Raw genomic sequence first — 18,980 nt, forward strand, 5'->3', positions numbered from 1 at the left:
GGCCCGGTGCCGATGGCAAACGTGGTGCCCGCACGGTGAGTTTGTGGGCACGAAGCCCTGGCGGCCGGCCTCCAACGGGACGGGTGCGACAACTTGCGGACCAGGCCGGACGCGCCGGAGGGGGAGAGCGGCGCCGGCTCAGCGCTCCGGGGTCCATCCGTGGATCAGCTCGTGCTGCGCCAAGTCCTTGAAGTAGCGGTGCCGCGACCAGGCATCGAGGTCGCCGATGACGATGAGGCGCCGACGAAGGGCCCGACCGCGAAGAGTCGGGCCCTCCCTGACCTGCATATTTGCCAGGTCAGGGACGTGGTGGTTACCCGTACCCACTACACGTTGAACCGGAACTCCACCACGTCCCCGTCCTGCATCACGTAGTCCTTGCCCTCCATGCGGGCCTTGCCTGCGGCGCGGGCGTCGGCGGTGGAGCCGGTGGTGAGGAGGTCGTCGTAGGAGATGACCTCGGCCTTGATGAAGCCGCGCTGGAAGTCGGTGTGGATGACGCCGGCGGCCTCGGGGGCTGTGGCGCCCTTCTTGATGGTCCAGGCGCGGGCTTCCTTCGGGCCGGCCGTCAGGTAGGTCTGGAGGCCGAGGGTGCGGAAGCCGACGTGGGCGAGGGTGGCCAGGCCGGGCTCTTCCTGGCCGACGGTCTGGAGGAGTTCGAGGGCTTCGTCCTCGTCGAGCTCGGCGAGGTCGGCCTCCAGCTTGGCGTTGAGGAAGACGGCCTCGGCGGGGGCCACCAGGGCGCGCTGCTCGTCCTTGAAGGACTCGTCCGTCAGCTCATCCTCGTCGACGTTGAAGACGTAGATGAACGGCTTGGTCGTCAGCAGGTGCAGCTCGTGCAGCGGCTCGGCGCGGTCGGTGCCCTGGGCGATGCCGGCGGAGAAGAGGGTACGGCCCTCCTCCAGGATGTCCTTCGCCTCCTGGACGGCCTTGACCTGCGGCTGCTTGTCCTTCTTGACCCGCGCTTCCTTCTCCAGGCGGGGCAGGACCTTCTCGATGGTCTGGAGGTCGGCGAGGATCAGCTCGGTGTTGATGGTCTCGATGTCGTTCTTGGGCGAGATCTTGCCGTCGACGTGGACGACGTTCTCGTCCTTGAAGGCGCGGATGACCTGGCAGATGGCGTCGGACTCACGGATGTTCGCCAGGAACTTGTTGCCCAGGCCCTCGCCCTCGCTGGCGCCGCGCACGATGCCCGCGATGTCGACGAAGTCGACGGTGGCGGGCAGTACCTTCTGCGACTGGAAGAGCTCGGCGAGCTTGCCGAGGCGGGGGTCGGGGACGCCCACGACGCCGACGTTCGGCTCGATGGTGGCGAACGGGTAGTTGGCCGCCAGCACCTCGTTCTTGGTCAGGGCGTTGAACAGGGTCGACTTGCCGACATTCGGCAGGCCGACGATTCCGATCGTGAGCGACACGTGGCGACTACTTCCCGTGGCCCCTCGCGGGGTTCTCCATAGTGGGGTCTCTTGGCGGACAGGCGGCCCTCGAAGGCCGACCACCCAGTCTACGGAAGGCCCCGCGGCGCCCTCCCCCGACCGTGCTTGCTCCTCCCGGTGGATCGCGGGCGTGCCGGTCCGGTGGCGGTGGCGGATATCGCGTGTCCATGACCGCCGGGCCGGGCACGTACGACCTACCGTGGCCCGGTGGAGCAACGCAGCGCGCACCCGACCCAGCACGGCCCGTACGAGCTGTACGGGGACCCCGAGCCGTACGAGCCCTCCCACCGTTACGCCGACGAGCCGCGTCAGGGGCACGCGCCGGCCGACCTCGCCGCGGGCGTGGCCGGCGGCGAGGTCGCAGCCGGAAGCGTCCGCATCCGGCGCAGGCCGCGCCTGCCCCGTCCGGCCGCCGCGCCCTCGTCCTCTCCGCCCCCGCCTCCGCCGGCCTCCGGGCGCGGTGGGGTGCAGGGGGACCGCCGGCCCCCGCACCGTCCGGCGCCCTCCGGGGAGGGTGCGCCCCCCGGGGCGCGCGGAGCCGCGCCTGGCAGGCTGCCCGCACCCCGGCTGACGGGGCTGGGCGTCGGAGTGTTCGCCATGCTGCTGATGGCGGCCTTCGGCGCGCTCGCCCGGCTGCTGTCGAGCGGGGTCCCCGTGGCCTACGGCAGCGCTTTCGTGCTCGTCTGCGTCGCCTTGGCGCTGTGGGTGCGGCCCGCCGAGCTGTTCGCGGCACCGGTCGCGATGCCGCTCGCCTACACGGTCGGGCTGTTCCTGGTGGGCGGCTCGGGGAAGGGCGTCGCGGGGGTACTCCAGGACGTCTTCACGGGGCTGGCGCTGCACGCCGTCTGGCTGTACGCGGGCACGCTGCTCGCCGGGCTGATCGTGCTCGTACGGAAGACGAAGCTCGTCCTGGAGCGCCGCAGGAGGCGGCGCTCCAAGGCGCCCCAGGGCGCCTGAGGAAACCACGGCCGGCCCGGCGCGGCACCCGCACAGCAGTGTGACCGTCCCCCGCGCCGCAGTGACCGCCCCCGCCGTGGTGGCGGCACCACGGCGCGATGGCCGCCGCGGCGGCACGGTGGCGGTGCCGCCGCCGCTCTCAGGCCCGCAGCTTGCCGGACGCCTCGGACCGCAGGTCGCGCCGCAGCTCCTTGGGGAGCGAGAACTGCATGTGCTCGTCGACCGGCTTGACGATCTCCACCTCGTCCCAGCCACGCTGTGCCAGCCACTCCAGCACGCCGTCGACCAGCACCTCGGGCACGGAGGCTCCGGAGGACAGGCCGATGGTCTCCACGCCCTCCAGCCAGGTCTCGTCCAGCTCTTCGGCGTTGTCGACGAGGTGGCCGTCCTTGGCGCCGTGCGTCAGCGCCGTCTCGACCAGGCGGACGGAGTTGGAGGAGTTCTTGGAGCCGACGACCAGCACCAGGTCGGCCTCGGCCGCGACCTGCTTGATGGCGGTCTGGCGGTTCTGCGTGGCGTAGCAGATGTCGTCGCTGGGCGGCGAGAGCAGGTTGGGGTAACGGCCCTGGAGGGCGTCGACCGTCTCCATCGTCTCGTCGACCGACAGGGTGGTCTGGGAGAGCCACACGACCTTCTCCGGGTCGCGGACCTCGACGTTCTTCACGTCTTCCGGACCGTCGACCAGCGTGATGTGGTCGGGGGCCTCACCGCTGGTGCCGATGACCTCTTCGTGGCCCTCGTGGCCGATCAGGAGAATGTCGTAGTCCTCCTTGGCGTAGCGCACGGCCTCCTTGTGCACCTTGGTCACCAGAGGGCAGGTCGCGTCGATGGTGGCCAACTTGCCGCGCTGGGCCTCCTCGTGGACGGTCGGCGCCACGCCGTGTGCGGAGAAGATGACGATCTCGCCCTCGGGCACCTCCTCCGTCTCCTCGACGAAGACCGCGCCCTTCTTCTCCAGTGTCTGGACGACGTACTTGTTGTGCACGATCTCGTGCCGCACGTAGATCGGAGCGCCGTACTGCTCCAGCGCCTTCTCCACGGCGATCACCGCGCGGTCGACGCCGGCGCAGTAGCCGCGGGGCGCGGCGAGCAGGACGCGGCGGCGCCCCGCAGCGGCGGGTTCGGCTGTCGTGGCTTCCGATGTGTCGGCGGCCCTGCGGTCGGGCGTTCCAGTCATGGCTCCATCGTAAGGGCGGGGCGGAAATCGTAAGAGGGGAGGAAAGTCCATCGGGGCGTGCGGGGATTCACTCGGGGGGCGTGCGAGGAGCACGCCGGGAGCCGGTCGGTGGCGCGCTCCGCTGCCGCGGCGGGCGTTCTGCGGCAAGCTGGCCCCATGCCTTCAGCTCGCACACGCACCGCTGGGATCCTGGGGGGTCGTCCGGACGGCGCCCTGCGGCGCAGCCTGACCCTCCGCGACCTGATCGTCTACGGGCTGCTGTTCATCGCGCCGATGGCGCCGGTGGGCATCTACGGGGCGCTGGACGCCCGCAGCCATGGAGTCGTGCCCCTGGTGTACGTGGTCGCCACGGTGGCCATGTCGTTCACCGCCTACTCGTACGCACGGATGATCCACACGGCGCCGCAGGCAGGATCGGTGTACGCGTACGCGCGTGTCGGCCTGGGGGACGGCGCGGGCTTCGTCACCGGCTGGATGATGATGCTCGACTACCTGCTCATCCCGGCCGTCGCCTACCTCTTCTCGGGCATCGCCATGGCGCAGCTGGTCCCTGAGGTGGACCAGTGGATCTGGACGGCGATCGCCGTGGTGGTCACCACCGCGCTCAACCTCTCGGGCGTACGCCGCGCGGCGCTCGTGGGGTTCCTGGTGCTCGCCATGGAGATCCTGGTGCTGCTGGTGTTCGTGGCCGCCGCGCTGGTCGTACTGGTCCAGGACGGCCCGCAGCGCGGCTGGCTCTCCCCGCTCACCGGGGACCGGGCGTTCTCGCTGACGGCCCTGCTGGGCGCGGTCTCGGTGGCGGTGCTCTCCTTCCTGGGGTTCGACGCCATCGCCAACTTCGCCGAGGAGGCCGCCGGCGGCAAGGGCCGCACCGCGCCGACCGTGGCCAGGGCGCTGGTGTGGTGCCTGCTGCTGACGGGGGTGCTCTTCGTCGCCCAGACGTACCTGGCCGCGCTGCTGTCCGAGGACTCCTCCCGGCAGCTGGCCGAGGACCCGGCGAAACAGGGCTCGGCCTTCTACGACGCGACCGAGGCGGCCGTCGGCGGCTGGCTGGAGACGACGGTGGCGGCGAGCAAGGCGCTGGGCGCGGCCTTCGCCGCGCTGGCCGGGCAGGCGGCCGCCTCCCGGCTGCTGTACGCCATGGCCAGGGACCGCAGGCTGCCGCACGTCCTGGGGAGCGTCAGCTCGCGCACCGGTGTGCCGGGGCGGGCGCTGCTGGTGAGCGCGGTGCTGACGATGTGCGCCGCCGTGTGGGCGGCACGCGCCCCCGACGGCCTGGACCGGCTGGTCTCCATCGTCGACATCGGCGCCCTGTTCGCCTTCGGCATGCTGCACCTGTCGGTGATGGGCTACTACGGGCTCGGACGCCGGGCCGGGAGCGCTTCCGGGTCGGCCGCCGAGGATCCCCGATCGCGCGGCGTGTGGGACTGGGTGGTTCCCCTGGTGGGGCTCGCCGTCGTCATCGCCGTGATCGTCACCGCCAACCGCGAGGCCCACTGGGTGGGGCTGGGCTGGTTCGTCCTGGCCCTGATCGCACTGCTCGTCCTCCGCACCCGGGACCGCCGGGAGGGCCGGCACGGCCGGGAGAACCGGCACGGCCGCGAGAGCCGGAGCGGGGGCGGTCCCGGAAACGGGAGCGCGGGCTGACAGGGCGCGCGGAAGGCGCGGGGCCGACCCGGGCACCGACGGGTCGGCCGGATACCGGCGTGGCGGGACTGTCGGTGGCAGGGCCTAGCCTTCTCGCATGGCTCTCACCACGTCCGCCGAGTCCCCGGTCCCCGTCAGCGAGGTCTCCCGGCTGATCCGCGGCTGGATCGACCGGCTGGGGGCCGTGTGGGTGGAGGGCCAGATCATCCAGCTCTCGCCCAGACCGGGCGCCGGCATGGTCTTCCTGACGCTGCGCGACCCCTCCCGCGAGGTCTCGCTGAGCGTCACCTGCTTCCGCCAGGTCTACGAGCAGGTCAAGGACGTCATCAGCGAGGGCACCCGCGTCGTCGTCCACGCGAAGCCGGAGTGGTACGAGAAGGCGGGGCGGCTGTCGCTGCGCGCGGCAGAGATCCGTCCGGTCGGCGTCGGCGAGCTGCTGGCCCGCCTGGAGCGGCTGCGCAAGGCGCTGGCGGCCGAGGGCCTGTTCGCGGCCGAACGCAAGAAGGGGCTGCCGTTCCTGCCGCAGCGGATAGGGCTGATCACCGGCCGGGCCTCCGACGCCGAGCGGGACGTGCTGCACACGGCGCGGGAGCGCTGGCCGGCCGTCCGCTTCGAGGTGCGCAACACGGCGGTGCAGGGCGCCTACGCGGTGCCGCAGATCATCGAGGCGCTGCGCGAGCTGGACGCCCGGCAGGACGTGGACGTGATCATCGTGACGCGGGGCGGCGGCGGCATGGAGGATCTGCTGCCGTTCTCCGACGAGCGGCTGGTCCGCGCGGTGGCGGCGGCGCGTACGCCGGTGGTCTCGGCGATCGGCCACGAGGCGGACGCGCCGCTTCTCGACCTGGTGGCCGACCTGCGCTCGCGGACGCCCACGCACGCGGCGAAGGACACCGTGCCGGATGTCGGGGAGGAGCACGAGCGGGTGCGGGCGCTGCGAGAGCGCGGCCTGCGGGTGATGAGCGGCAGGCTGGAGCGGGAGGAGCGTGGTCTGGCGGACGTGATGAGCCGCCCGGCGATGGCCGATCCGCACGCGATGGTGGGGTCCCGCGAGGACGAGGTGGCGGCGCTGCTCGACCGCTCCCGCCGCTGTCTGGATCACCGGCTGGCCCGCGCGGAGGACGAGCTGGCGCACACCCGTGCCCGTGTCGTGGCCCTCTCCCCGGCGGCGACGCTGAACCGCGGTTACGCGGTGCTCCAGCGTGCGGACGGGGCCGTCGTGCGGGACGCCGCCGAGGTGGCCGAGGGAGAGCCGCTGCGGGCCCGGGTCGCCGAGGGGGAGTTCGGCGTCGCTGTCACAGGGCCCGCATAGGCTGGCGGTATGACGACGGAAGCGGAAGGCGCCGCGGCTGCCGCGGCTGCCGGGGACGGAGCCTCCCGGGGCGACGGGGCGGCCTCCCAGGCCGAGCTGGCCACGGCGGACGCGCTCAGCTACGAGCAGGCGCGGGCGGAACTGGTCGAGGTCGTGCAGCGCCTGGAGTCGGGCGGCTCGACGCTGGAGGAGTCGCTGGCGCTGTGGGAGCGCGGCGAGGAGCTCGCGGGCGTCTGCCGCGCCTGGCTGGACGGTGCGCGGGCCCGGCTGGACGCGGTGCTGGAGGAGGAAGAGGACGAGGCGGAGGAGGACGACGCGGACGAGTCCGACGGGCCGGGCTGACCCGCGGGTGCCGTGACCAGCACTGATTCAAGATTGAACAAGTGCTCGTTACACTCATCTGTGCACCCCCAACCCCGCACGCAAAGGCAAGGCAACGCCCCCATGGCTCTCGCGCTCGACCCCGCAGCCCAGGATCTCCTCTTCCGTGAGGCCCGCACGGCCAACACCTTCACGGACGAGCCGATCACCGAGGAGCAGACCCAGGCGATCTACGACCTGGTCAAGTACGGCCCCACCGCGTTCAACCAGTCGCCCCTGCGGGTGACGCTGCTGCGTTCGGCCGAGAGCCGCGAGCGCCTGCTGGCCCACATGGCCGAGGGCAACGTGCCCAAGACCCGCAAGGCGCCGCTGACCGCGGTCCTCTCCTACGACCTCGACTTCCACGAGCGGCTGCCGGAGCTGTTCCCGCACGCCCCGCACATCAAGGACGCGGTCTTCGCCGAGGAGACCTCGCGCGAGACCGCCGGCGCCCTCAACGCCACCCTCCAGGCCGGCTACTTCATCGTCGGCGTGCGCGCCGCGGGCCTCGCCGCGGGTCCGATGACCGGCTTCGACCCCGAGGGCGTCAACAAGGAGTTCTTCGGCGACGGGCGCCAGCGCGTGCTCATGGTCGTCAACATCGGCAGGCCGGGCCCCGACGCCTTCCGCCCGCGCTCGCCCCGCCTCACCTACGACGACGTGGTCACCGTCCTGTGAACCGCTGAGCCACTGAACCGCTGAGCCACTGAACCGCTGAGCCACTGGGTCGCCGAGCCGCTGGGTCGCCGGCCCGCTGAGCCGCCTCGAGAGACCGCCCCCGCGCGTACCCCCCTCGCGCGGGGGCTTCCGCATACCCGGGCGCGACACGGTCGGGCGGGAAGCGGTCTGGCTGGAGCCGGCTGCGGGGCCGAGCGGATCAGCCCTTCACGGGCTTGGCCTCCAGGGACTTGGCCTCCAGCGCCCCGGCGAGCCGGCCCAACTGCTGGAAGTTCGCCGTACCGGTGACGACGGTCACCGACTTGCCGTCCTGCGCCGTGCGCACCAGAGCGTCGTACTTCGTGCCGGAGTAGCGCGTCCACTCCTCGCCCGCGAGCCGCTGCTTCTTCGCGGTCTTCTTCGCGCCCTGGGTCACCTCGTCGACGAACCGCCCGGGCTGCTCGCCGTCGCTCTGTTCGACGGCGGCGTACTCCTCGTTCGGCGTCATGAAGCCCAGATGCCAGGCGGCCCCCGTCGGGGCGTCGGCGGAGTAGCGCACGGAGGTCGCGCGCCACTCCTTCGGCAGCCCCTGCGGCGCGGCGACGGGATAGGGCGCCGCACGCCGTGCGGACGCCAGCTCCACCCGGTAGCTGACCGTCTTGACCGGGTCCTTGGACTCGTCGTGGGGAACGAACAGGTAGATCACCCACGCGGCGAGGATGATCACCGCCAGCGAGATCACCATGTCGCGGGCCGTCTGCGTCCCGCGCTTCTTGTCTGCTGCCACGCCCCCATCGTCCCTTATGCCGGTCGGCGGCCCGCGACAGGGGCGGGCGCCACCCCGGACGCTCATCCGTGGGCACCCCTGCTCACTTAGATGACGACCGGTAAAATCCTGTTCACCCTCGCCGAATCGGCACAGCTCACGTCGGTGCGATGGCCGTCCAGAGTCGCCGTACAGAAAGGTGTGTTCCGATGACCGAACACCACCACCTGCCCTCGCAGCTCGAAGTCAGCCCGGAGGCACCGGACCGCAACCTCGCGCTCGAGCTGGTACGGGTCACCGAGGCGGGGGCCATGGCCTCGGGCCGCTGGGTGGGCAAGGGGGACAAGAACGGCGCCGACGGTGCCGCCGTCAAGGCCATGCGCGCCCTCGTCTCGACGGTCTCCATGAACGGCGTCGTGGTGATCGGCGAAGGCGAGAAGGACGAGGCGCCGATGCTCTACAACGGGGAGCGCGTCGGCGACGGAACCGGCGCCGAGTGCGACGTGGCCGTCGACCCCGTCGACGGCACGACTCTCACCGCCAAGGGCATGGGCAACGCCGTCTCGGTGCTGGCCGTGGCCGAGCGCGGCGCGATGTTCGACCCGAGCGCGGTCTTCTACATGGACAAGCTGGTGACCGGGCCCGAGGCCGCCGAGTTCGTCGACATCACCGCGCCGCCCGCCGTCAACATCCGGCGGATCGCCAAGGCCAAGGGCTGCGGCGTCGAGGACGTCACCGTCGTCGTGCTCGACCGCCCTCGCCACGAGAACCTGGTCCAGCAGATCCGCGAGGCCGGCGCACGGATCAAGTTCATCGCCGACGGCGACGTCGCCGGCGCCGTGATGACCGTACGCGAGGAGACCGGCGTCGACCTGCTGCTCGGCGTGGGCGGCACCCCCGAGGGCATCATCGCCGCCTGCGCGATCAAGTGCCTCGGCGGGACCATACAGGGCAAGCTGTGGCCCAAGGACGACGACGAGAGGCAGCGCGCCCTCGACGCCGGGCACGACCTCGACAAGGTGCTGCTGACCGAGGACCTGGTCCAGGGCGAGAACGTCTTCTTCGTCGCCACCGGCATCACCGACGGCGATCTGCTGCGCGGCGTCCACTACCGGGCAGAGCGCGCCTACACCCAGTCCCTGGTGATGCGGTCCAAGTCGGGCACCATCCGCCAGATCGAATCCGTGCACCGGCTCTCGAAGTTGCGCGCCTACAGCGCCATCGACTTCGACCGCGCCCGCTGAGCGCTGCGCTGCGCCGAGTTCGCTCGGTGGGTGACCCGCGCCTGCCAAGTGCTCAGCGTCGAGCGCCGAGCACTGAGTGCCGAGCGCGGGGCGCCCGCCGCCTAGCCCCGGGTAGTGGGCAGACGCGGCGGACTTCCGTCCGGTACGGGCCGACCCGGACCCGGGTGGCTCCTCCTCCAAGAGAGCGCGCCCGTGCCCGGCCGGCTCCCCCGGCGGGGCTCGGGCCGCGCCGACCGCGGCCGCCGGCGCTCGTCCGGCCGTACGGATCAGCGTCCCGGAGCAGACCGCCTTCGAGGCCGCCGGACCACGCCGCCGTGGCCGGTCACCGTCGCGGCGGAAAGAGAGCCGCTCCCACACCGCGAGGCAGATCGCCGCAGCACAGCCGGCCCCACGCCGTCACGTCCGTCCACCGCCACGGGACCGAGCGGACCTCCACGCGTCCGGCCACCCGCCACGGCGGAGCCAGAGGGCGACCCTCATCCGCGCGGCCGGCCCAACCCCCTCCCGCGACGGAGAGAGTCCGTCCGCCGGTCGGGCAGTTCCTCAGGCGGCCCCTCCCCGGCGGAGGTGCCGAGGGTGAGGCAGGGGCGGGGGAGGGTTACGCGATGCGGGAGACCTCGGCGGGGGTCTCGGCCGCGGCGGCGGTCTTGGCGCGGCGGCGGCGCGAGAGGACGACGCGCCGCTCAGCCGCCGTCAGACCTCCCCATACGCCGTACGGCTCAGGCATCACGAGTGCGTGCTCGCGGCACTCGACCAGGACGGGACAGCGGGCGCAGACGCGCTTGGCGGCCTGTTCCCTGGAGAGCCTGGCGGCGGTGGGTTCCTTGGACGGAGCGAAGAAGAGCCCTGCCTCGTCCCGGCGGCAGACGGCGTCGCCGTGCCAGGGGCCCGCCTGGTCATCTCGCTCAGGCGTTCGCTGGACGGGGACGGTGGCGGCGGCCTGCAGGGACTGATGCGGCGTGTGCAGCACGGTCTGCTCCTGACGCGACGACGGAGGTTCGGTCTCCTTCACCCGTCTTGCAGCGCACGGCAGCCCACAGGTCCCCCACCGGCTCATCGGAGCCGGTCCGCGGTCAGACCGTACGAAAGACGATGCCCGAGCCCTACCCGCTGTACGCGCCAGTATGCATTGCGTGGCCTCCCACACGCGCCCTGGCGCACGCTCCCCGGCGCGCGCCGTCCACAGCGTGCGCCGGGGGCTGTCACGGTTCCTTGCTGAACCGGTCCCGCAGATTCTGGATGACCGAACCGCGCTTCGGCTTGGCCTCCACGCCCCCGAAAATCGCGGCTCCCTCGACCAGGATCGTGGGGGCTCCCGGATCAGACGAGTCGGTGACATGGACGTCGAAGCCGCCGAAGATGCCGGCGCCCTTCTGCTGGAGCGAGACGTTCTCCGGGACGCGGATCTCGATTCCACCGAAAATCGCACTGACGTTGATCTGCACGTGCGGATGCTCGAACAGCGCCTCGGTCAGATCGATCTCGATGCCGCCGAAGAGAGCGAACGCGTTGATCTTGTGGGGGACCCGCCAGCGCCCCTTGCGCCCGGAGCCGCTGAAGATCGCGACGAGGTTCTCCTTGGGCCCCCATCCGTGGGCGCCCGGCGCGCTGGTGTGCGAAGCGGCGAAGTTGGCGAACGCCGAGGCGTACGGGCGCTGCCCGTCCTGGTCGCCCTGCCCGGCTCCGTGTGCCGCGCCCGCGGCACCACCGCGGCCCGCAGGCAGGTCGCCGACCAGCGGCTCCAGTTCGCCCATCGTCTTGGCCGCGTAGACGGACTCGATCCGCTCGCCGTGCTCCTGCGCGTCCAGCCGGCCCTCGGCGAGGGCCTCGCGGAGGATGTCGGCGACGCGGTCGCGGTCCGCGTCCGAGGCGCGCACGTCGGCGTCCCGCACCGCGGGCGCGGGGACCCGTGCGGCGGGGGTCTGCGGACGTCCGTCAGCCGGCTGCTTTTCGAGCGAGGGACGCGAGGAGTCTTCAGTCACACGGGCAGCGTACCCAAACGCGATAGATCGCGACTACCCCCGGACGGCCTCCTTGCGTCCGCGTTCTACGCTGTGAGACGCGCTCCCATCGCCGAGAGCCGTGGCCTTCTTCCGCGACGATCACGCGGGAGGCCGTGAGTGTGAGAGGAAGAGTCCCCCGTATGTCTGCCAGCTCCCAACCGGCCAGCCCGGAGTTCTCCTACACGGACCTGCTCCCCACCGGTGCGGACCCCACGCCCTACCGCATGATCACCAGCGAGGGCGTCAGCACCTTCGAGGCGGACGGGCGCACCTTCCTCAAGGTGGATCCTGAGGCGCTGCGCGAGCTGGCGGCCGCGGCCGTCCACGACATCCAGCACTACCTGCGCCCCGAGCACCTCGCGCAGCTGCGCCGCATCCTCGACGACCCGCAGGCCAGCGCCAACGACCGCTTCGTCGCCCTCGACCTGCTCAAGAACGCCAACATCGCGGCGGCCGGCGTGCTGCCCATGTGCCAGGACACCGGCACCGCCATCGTGATGGGCAAGCGCGGCCAGCAGGTGCTGACGGCGGGCGGCGACGAGGAGGCGCTCTCGCGCGGCATCCACGACGCCTACACCCAGCTGAACCTGCGTTACTCCCAGATGGCCCCGCTGACCATGTGGGAGGAGAAGAACACCGGCACCAACCTGCCCGCGCAGATCGAGCTGTACGCGAGTGACGGTGACGCCTACAAGTTCCTGTTCATGGCCAAGGGCGGCGGCAGCGCGAACAAGTCCTTCCTCTACCAGGAGACGAAGGCGGTGCTGAACGAGTCCTCCATGATGCGGTTCCTGGAGGAGAAGATCCGGTCGCTGGGCACCGCGGCCTGTCCGCCGTACCACCTGGCGATCGTCGTCGGCGGCACCAGCGCCGAGTACGCGCTCAAGACCGCCAAGTACGCCTCAGCGCACTACCTGGACGAGCTGCCCACCGAGGGCTCCCCCTCGGGACACGGCTTCCGGGACACCGAGCTGGAGGAGAAGGTCTTCGAGCTGACGCAGAAGATCGGCATCGGCGCCCAGTTCGGCGGCAAGTACTTCTGCCACGACGTGCGCGTGGTGCGGCTGCCGCGGCACGGCGCCTCCTGCCCCGTCGCCATCGCCGTCTCCTGCTCGGCCGACCGGCAGGCCAAGGCGAAGATCACCGCCGAGGGCGTCTTCCTTGAGCAGTTGGAGACCGACCCGGCGCGCTTCTTGCCGGACACCACTCAGGCCCAGCTGACCGAGGGCGCGGGCCCCGACCTGGACGCGGTGCGGATCGACCTGACGCGCCCCATGGACGAGATCCTGGCCGAGCTGACCAAGCACCCGGTCAAGACGCGGCTGTCGCTGACGGGCACGCTCGTCGTCGCCCGCGACATCGCGCACGCGAAGATCAAGGAGCGGCTGGACGCGGGCGAGGAGATCCCGCGGTACCTCAAGGACCACCCCGTCTACTACGCGGGTCCCGCCAAGACCCCCGAGGGCTACGCCTCCGGCTCCTTCGGCCCGACCACGGCCGGACGCATGGACGCCTACGTGGAGCAGTTCCAGGCGGCGGGCGGCTCGAAGGTGATGCTCGCCAAGGGCAACCGCAGCAAGCAGGTCACCGACGCGTGCGCGTCGCACGGCGGCTTCTACCTCGGCTCCATCGGCGGCCCCGCGGCCCGGCTCGCCCAGGACTGCATCAAGAAGGTCGAGGTCCTGGAGTACGAGGAGCTGGGCATGGAGGCGGTCTGGCGGATCGAGGTCGAGGACTTCCCCGCGTTCATCGTCGTGGACGACAAGGGCAACGACTTCTTCGCCGACCCGGCCCCCGCACAGCCCTTCGTCACCTCGATCCCGGTCCGCCAGGACTCCTGACCCCAGGGGCGGCCCGCCATCCAGGGCCGCCCCTCACCCCTCCCCCGCCGTTCGGCGACCCGACGCGAGGCATCGTCTCGTGTACGGACAGCGAGCCGCTGGACCGCTGGTTCGTTCGCGCGGTGACGCCGAGCGCGCCGAAGAGCTGTTCGAGGCGGCCGAGGGCGAGGGGCCCGCGGGGGGCTGAGCCCGCATGGGCTGCCGGGAATGCGGGGACCCGTGCGGGACGCTGTGCGAGAGGGAGGTGCGGGAATGACCGACAGCGCGGAGTACCGGATCGAGCACGACTCGATGGGTGAGGTGCGGGTTCCGGCGCACGCCAAGTGGCGGGCGCAGACGCAGCGGGCCGTGGAGAACTTTCCCGTCAGCGGGCAGCGGCTTGAGCGGGCGCACATCGAGGCGCTGGCCAGGATCAAGGCGGCGGCGGCCGTCGTGAACGCCCGGCTCGGGGTGCTGGACGAGGAGCGGGCCGAGGCGATCCGCGCGGCGGCGGAGGAGGTCGCGCGGGGCGACTGGGACGAGCACTTTCCGGTCGACGTCTTCCAGACCGGCTCGGGCACCTCCTCGAACATGAACATGAACGAGGTGGTGGCGACGCTGGCCACCGAGCGCCTGGGAGGGGCACGCGGCGCCTCCGGCGAGCCGGTGACCGTCCACCCGAACGACCACGTCAACGCCAGCCAGTCCTCGAACGACGTGTTCCCCTCCTCGCTGCACATCGCCGCCACGGCGGCGGTCGCGGCTGACCTGGTTCCGGCGCTGGAGCACCTGGCCGGCTCGCTGGAGACGAAGGCGAGCGAGTTCGCCGAGGTCGTGAAGTCGGGGCGGACGCACCTGATGGACGCGACGCCCGTCACGCTGGGCCAGGAGTTCGGGGGTTACGCGGCGCAGATGCGGTACGGCGTGGAGCGGCTGCGCGCCTCCCTGCCCCGGCTGGCGGAACTGCCCCTGGGCGGTACGGCGGTGGGTACCGGCATCAACACCCCGCCCGGTTTCGCCGCCGCCGTCATCGAGGAGGTCGCCCGCACCACGGGGCTGCCGCTCACCGAGGCGCGGGACCACTTCGAGGCGCAGGGCGCGCGGGACGCGCTGGTGGAGACCTCGGGGCAGCTGCGTACCGTCGCGGTGGGGCTCACGAAGGTCTCCAACGACCTGCGCTGGATGGCCTCCGGCCCCCGCACGGGGCTCGCGGAGATCGCGCTGCCCGACCTCCAGCCGGGTTCGTCGATCATGCCGGGGAAGGTCAATCCGGTGATCCCGGAGGCGGTGCTGATGGTCGCGGCGCAGGTCACCGGGAACGACGCGACGGTCGCCACGGCGGGGGCCGCGGGCAACTTCGAGCTGAACGTGATGCTGCCCGTCATGGCGAAGAACCTGCTGGAGTCGGTGCGGCTGCTGACGAACGCCTCGCGGCTGCTGGCCGACCGCACGGTCGACGGGATCACGGCGAACGCGGAGCGGGCGCGCACGTACGCGGAGTCGTCGCCGTCCGTCGTCACGCCGCTGAACAAGTACATCGGGTACGAGAACGCGGCGGCGGTCGCGAAGAAGGCGCTGGCCGAGGAGCTGACCATCCGTGAGGCGGTGCTGCGCAGCGGGTACGTCGAGCGGGGCGAGCTGACGCGGGAGCAGCTGGACGAGGCGCTGGACGTGCTGAGGATGACTCACCCCTGACGGACGGACACGGCCGGGACGGTGCCCGCCGTACGCGCGGCGGGCACCGTACGCGGCCCCGCCGCGCTTGCGGCACAGCTCACGGCGGGCCGGCGCGGCGGGCGCCTAAGATCTCGTCATGACAGCGGAACAGGCGGCGGCGACGCAGCGCTGGCCCACGGGCACCCCGATCCTGTGGCGCTACCGCGCCAACGGCGCCGCGCACCCCCACATCTGCCGTCCCGTCACCGTGGTCCGGGACACCGCCGAGCTGCTGGCGGTGTGGATGGCGCCCGGCACGCTGTGCGTGCGCCCCGAGCTGGCGGACGGTACCCCGCTGCACCGCGAACCGCTGGCCACCCGGTACACCAAGCCCCGCAGGGCCGCTTTCACCCCCTGGTTCGGCATGGGCGTGCTCAAGCTGGCGCGGCCTGCCGAGCCGTGGTCGGTGTGGCTGTTCTGGGAGCGCGGCTGGCGGTTCAAGAACTTCTACGTGAATCTGGAGGAGCCGCGGCTGCGCTGGCCGGGCGGTGTCGACTCCGAGGACCATTTCCTGGACCTCGAGGTGTGGCCGGACGGAAGCTGGGAGTGGCGGGACGAGGACGAGTTCGCCGAGGCCCAGCGTGCGGGGCTGATGTCCGCCGCGCAGGCCGGGCAGGTGCGTGAGGCGGGGCGGCGGGCCGTCGAGGCGGTACAGGCCTGGGGCTCCCCGTTCGCGGACGGCTGGGAGGGGTGGCGGCCGGAACCGGCGTGGCCGGTGCCCGCGTTGCCACAGGACTGGGACAGACCGCCGTCCGGTGTGTGCGCACCGGGCTGACGGTGCCCCTTGATACGCCCCCATACTGCAAACGTAGGATCAACCTCCGTACGAAATGCGCCGCACAACTCCCCGCACCCCCCGGGGATTTGACCGGCAGCCAGGAAGGAGCCCAGCCGTGAGCAGTTCTGCGGGTCTTGGGGCTAGCGGGATAGCCGGGTCAGGTGCCGGGGCATATAACGGTTTTGACCGTCGGAGTATCGACAGAACGGGTCAGTCCGAGGCTTTCGACGCCATTGGGGACCGGTACGACGAGGCGTTTCCGCACAAGGAGGGCCAGATCGCCGGTACGGCGTGGCTGTCGGAGCAGCTGGCACCCGGCTCCAGGGTTCTCGACGTGGGCTGTGGCACGGGGTTGCCCACCGCGCGCCGGCTGGCCGACGCGGGGCACAAGGTCGTCGGCATCGACCTGTCGTCGTCGATGCTGAAGCTGTGCCGCGACAACGTTCCCGAGAGCGAGTGCCGCAGCCTGGACGTCGCCGACCTGGAGTCGGCCGGTCTGGGCCCGTTCGACGGTGTGGCCGCCTTCTTCTCGCTGCTGATGCTGCCCCGCGCCGAGATCCCCTTCGCACTCCGGGCCCTGCACGGACAGCTGCGCGGCGAGGGGCCGCTGGTCCTGGGAATGGTGGAAGCGGACGTGACCGATTTCGCCATTCCGTTCCTGGGTCACGCGATCCGGGTATCCGGCTACCTGCGAGACGAATTGCGCGGGGTGGTCCAGGACGCGGGATTCGACATCGTGGAGGAGGACGCACGCGCGTACGCTCCTGCGAGCACGGATATACCGCCTGAGATTCAGCTCTTCCTGCACTGCCGACGACGCCCATAGACCGTTAGCCCGCCAGCCCGCAAACCCGCGAGCGCCTGGCGCTGGGCGTGCGCCGACGCGCAGCCCCGGATGGATGGAAACCGAACGCGTGACGGAGCACGAGAAGCCTGCGGCGAGCAGCACCGCCGAGTCGACGCCGCCCGAGCCGCCCGGCTCGCCGGGCCGGGACGCCGCCGGCTCGGCCGGCGAGCCCCCGGACGGCACGGGTGACGCCCGCACCACCGGCGGCACGGGCCGCGGTGACGAGGCGGCCGCCCCGCGCGGACGCGACGCCGTCCCCTCGCAACCCCAGCCGCACCCCTCGCAACCCCCGCAGCACGCCCGGCCGCACGCCCCGCAGCCTGCGACCGGGGCGGGGCAGGCGGCCGGAGCCCGGCCAGGAGACGCCCCCGCCCCGGCGCCGGGCGACTCCACGGACGGCAGCGAGCGCTCCGAGCGGGAGCGCCGGGGCGGGGACCGGCTGCGGTTCGTCGGCGCGGCGACGCGGCGCATCGCGCGCGGCGTCGACCTGGACGAGACGGTACTGGGACTGTGCCGCGCCAGCGTGCCCGCGTACTCGGACGCCATCCTCGTCTACCTGCGCGACCCGCTCCCGGTGGGCGACGAGCGCCCCACAGGCCCCTTCGTCCTGCGGCTGCGGCGCAGCGACCGCATCCCCGACGACCCGCTGACCGCGCGGGCGCTGCAAGCCGCCCAGTCGGTCGCCCCCGTCACCGGCACCGGCACCGCCGGGGAGGCGACCGAGCATGCCGGAGCGCACGCGGGCGGCCCGGGCCTCGCCTTCGGCATGGTCTCCGGCATGGCGGCCGGCGTGGCCGGCACCACCGCCGCCCAACTGGCCGAGGTCCGCGCGGGCGGGCCCCTCGCCGAGGTGCTGCGCGGCGTACGCCCCGTCTTCGCCGACTCCGCCGCGGCCAGCGCCGCACTGCCCGAACTCCTCGGCCCGGACCGCGACGTGCCCGCGGGCAACCGCGCCATCCTCGCTCCGCTGCGCGGCCGGCGCAGAGTCATCGGGGCCGCGGTCTTCCTCCGCCGCCCCGACCGGCCCGCGTTCGAGCCGGACGACCTGCTGATCGCGGCCCAGTTGGCCACGCACACGGCGCTGGGCGTCGACAAGGCCGTCCTCTACGGGCGCGAGGCCTACATCGCCGACGAGCTCCAGCGCACGATGCTCCCCGACGAGTTGCCGCAGCCCACCGGGGTGCAGTTGGCCAGCCGCTACCTGCCGGCGGCCGAGACCGCGCGGGTCGGCGGCGACTGGTACGACGCCATTCCGCTGCCGGGTTCCCGCGTGGCGCTGGTCGTCGGCGACGTGATGGGCCACTCGATGACCTCCGCCGCGATCATGGGTCAGCTGCGCACCACCGCGCAGACCCTGGCGGGACTCGACCTGCCGCCGCAGGAGGTGCTGCACCACCTGGACGAGCAGGCCCAACGGCTGGGCAGCGACCGCATGGCCACCTGCCTGTACGCCGTCTACGACCCGGTGGCGCACCGCATCGTCATCGCCAACGCGGGCCATCCGCCGCCGGTGATGCTGCACCGGGGCGGGCGCGCCGAGGTGCTGCGGATACCGGCCGGGGCGCCGATCGGTGTGGGCGGCGTCGACTTCGAGGCCGTCGAACTGGACGCCCCCGCGGGGGCGACGCTGCTGCTGTACACCGACGGGCTCGTCGAGTCGCGGCAGCGCGACGTGTGGACGGGGATCGAGCACCTGCGCGAGAAGCTGGCCGCCACCGCGCGGCTCACCAGGCCCGGCGCGGCCGCCCCGCTGGAGCCGCTGTGCGACGAGGTGCTGGACATCGTCGGACCCGGCGACCGGGACGACGACATCGCGCTGCTGGCCGCCCGGTTCGACGGGATCGCGCCCAGCGACGTGGCGTACTGGTTCCTCGACCCGCGCGCCCAGACCGCGCGGCAGGCCAGGCGGCTCGCCCGGCGCGCGCTCGCCCGCTGGGGCCTGGAGGAGCTGTCCGACGCGGTAGAGCTGCTGGTCAGCGAGATCGTCACCAACGCCGTGCGGTACGCCGAGCGGCCCATCACGCTGCGGCTGCTGCGGACGGACATGCTGCGCTGCGAGGTCGGCGACGACGTGCCGCAGTTGCCGAGGCTCCGTCAGGCGCGCGCCACCGACGAGGGCGGGCGCGGCCTTTACCTGGTCAACCGGCTGGCACGGCGCTGGGGTGCCACCCGCCTGTCGACCGGCAAGGTCGTCTGGTTCGAACTCCCCTGCCCGGAGCCCACGCCGGAGCCCTGACGGGCTCCCCCGTGCCCCGCCGTG

17 protein-coding genes are annotated in these 18,980 nt (G+C 72.3%); 11 read left to right on the plus strand and 6 right to left on the minus strand.

The window, feature by feature from the left end:
* Positions 1-138: 138 nt before the first annotated feature.
* A complete protein-coding gene (locus DQ392_RS34310) occupies positions 139-288 on the minus strand; it encodes a hypothetical protein (RefSeq protein WP_181856302.1) in 150 nt (49 codons plus the stop codon).
* Between the two features lie 38 nt (positions 289-326).
* Entirely contained in the window at positions 327-1,415 is a 1,089-nt protein-coding gene (gene ychF, locus DQ392_RS06470; protein ID WP_114014499.1) for a redox-regulated ATPase YchF, read from the minus strand.
* 228 nt (positions 1,416-1,643) lie between these two features.
* Between ychF and DQ392_RS06475 the strand changes: the two genes are divergently transcribed.
* Entirely contained in the window at positions 1,644-2,393 is a 750-nt protein-coding gene (locus tag DQ392_RS06475) for a DUF6542 domain-containing protein (protein WP_114014500.1), read from the plus strand.
* 139 nt (positions 2,394-2,532) lie between these two features.
* Here the strand turns inward: DQ392_RS06475 and DQ392_RS06480 are convergent, their stop codons facing one another.
* The gene (locus DQ392_RS06480) at positions 2,533-3,570 is read right to left on the minus strand and encodes a 4-hydroxy-3-methylbut-2-enyl diphosphate reductase (protein WP_114014501.1); all 1,038 of its coding nucleotides are present in this window, start codon (positions 3,568-3,570) and stop codon (positions 2,533-2,535) included.
* A 156-nt stretch (positions 3,571-3,726) separates the two neighbouring features.
* Here DQ392_RS06480 and DQ392_RS06485 point away from each other — a divergent pair, with 156 nt between their 5' ends.
* The 4 genes from DQ392_RS06485 (at position 3,727) to DQ392_RS06500 (ending at position 7,567) form a co-directional block, all read left to right on the plus strand.
* Entirely contained in the window at positions 3,727-5,217 is a 1,491-nt protein-coding gene (locus DQ392_RS06485) for an APC family permease (protein ID WP_114014562.1), read from the plus strand.
* A 97-nt stretch (positions 5,218-5,314) separates the two neighbouring features.
* Positions 5,315-6,529, plus strand: a complete 1,215-nt coding sequence (xseA, locus tag DQ392_RS06490; protein WP_114014502.1) for an exodeoxyribonuclease VII large subunit — start codon at positions 5,315-5,317, stop codon at positions 6,527-6,529.
* 9 nt (positions 6,530-6,538) lie between these two features.
* Positions 6,539-6,871, plus strand: a complete 333-nt coding sequence (locus DQ392_RS06495) for an exodeoxyribonuclease VII small subunit (RefSeq protein WP_114014503.1) — start codon at positions 6,539-6,541, stop codon at positions 6,869-6,871.
* Positions 6,872-6,973: 102 nt separating this feature from the next.
* Positions 6,974-7,567, plus strand: a complete 594-nt coding sequence (locus DQ392_RS06500) for a malonic semialdehyde reductase (protein ID WP_114014504.1) — start codon at positions 6,974-6,976, stop codon at positions 7,565-7,567.
* Between the two features lie 199 nt (positions 7,568-7,766).
* Here the strand turns inward: DQ392_RS06500 and DQ392_RS06505 are convergent, their stop codons facing one another.
* A complete protein-coding gene (locus DQ392_RS06505) occupies positions 7,767-8,333 on the minus strand; it encodes a DUF4245 domain-containing protein (RefSeq protein WP_281272956.1) in 567 nt (188 codons plus the stop codon).
* A 188-nt stretch (positions 8,334-8,521) separates the two neighbouring features.
* On the opposite strand from DQ392_RS06505, the gene glpX reads away from it, so the two are divergent.
* Positions 8,522-9,556, plus strand: a complete 1,035-nt coding sequence (gene glpX, locus DQ392_RS06510) for a class II fructose-bisphosphatase (protein WP_114014506.1) — start codon at positions 8,522-8,524, stop codon at positions 9,554-9,556.
* Positions 9,557-10,154: 598 nt separating this feature from the next.
* Here glpX and DQ392_RS06515 read toward each other — a convergent pair.
* Together DQ392_RS06515 and DQ392_RS06520 are read right to left on the minus strand one after the other, a co-directional pair.
* Positions 10,155-10,526, minus strand: coding sequence for a WhiB family transcriptional regulator (locus DQ392_RS06515; protein ID WP_114014507.1), 372 nt, complete (start codon positions 10,524-10,526; stop codon positions 10,155-10,157).
* A gap of 232 nt (positions 10,527-10,758) precedes the next feature.
* Entirely contained in the window at positions 10,759-11,538 is a 780-nt protein-coding gene (locus DQ392_RS06520; protein WP_114014508.1) for a DUF1707 SHOCT-like domain-containing protein, read from the minus strand.
* A 161-nt stretch (positions 11,539-11,699) separates the two neighbouring features.
* Here DQ392_RS06520 and DQ392_RS06525 point away from each other — a divergent pair, with 161 nt between their 5' ends.
* From DQ392_RS06525 to DQ392_RS06545, 5 genes are all read left to right on the plus strand, one after another.
* Positions 11,700-13,400: a fumarate hydratase gene (locus DQ392_RS06525; protein WP_114014509.1), complete on the plus strand. Its 1,701-nt coding sequence runs from the start codon at positions 11,700-11,702 to the stop codon at positions 13,398-13,400.
* Between the two features lie 252 nt (positions 13,401-13,652).
* Complete coding sequence (locus DQ392_RS06530) at positions 13,653-15,074, plus strand: class II fumarate hydratase (protein WP_114014510.1); 1,422 nt, start codon at positions 13,653-13,655, stop codon at positions 15,072-15,074.
* Between the two features lie 118 nt (positions 15,075-15,192).
* On the plus strand, positions 15,193-15,870 hold the full coding sequence (gene fomD / locus DQ392_RS06535) for a cytidylyl-2-hydroxypropylphosphonate hydrolase (RefSeq protein WP_114014511.1): 678 nt from the start codon (positions 15,193-15,195) through the stop codon (positions 15,868-15,870).
* A 118-nt stretch (positions 15,871-15,988) separates the two neighbouring features.
* Complete coding sequence (locus DQ392_RS06540; protein ID WP_245981217.1) at positions 15,989-16,699, plus strand: class I SAM-dependent methyltransferase; 711 nt, start codon at positions 15,989-15,991, stop codon at positions 16,697-16,699.
* A gap of 73 nt (positions 16,700-16,772) precedes the next feature.
* Positions 16,773-18,956 carry an ATP-binding SpoIIE family protein phosphatase gene (locus DQ392_RS06545; RefSeq protein WP_114014513.1) on the plus strand — a complete coding sequence of 728 codons (2,184 nt, stop codon included), beginning with the start codon at positions 16,773-16,775 and terminating at the stop codon, positions 18,954-18,956.
* The last annotated feature ends 24 nt before the right edge of the window (positions 18,957-18,980 follow it).

It is taken from the genome of Streptomyces reniochalinae, from assembly GCF_003323735.1.
Lineage (GTDB): Bacteria > Actinomycetota > Actinomycetes > Streptomycetales > Streptomycetaceae > Streptomyces > Streptomyces reniochalinae.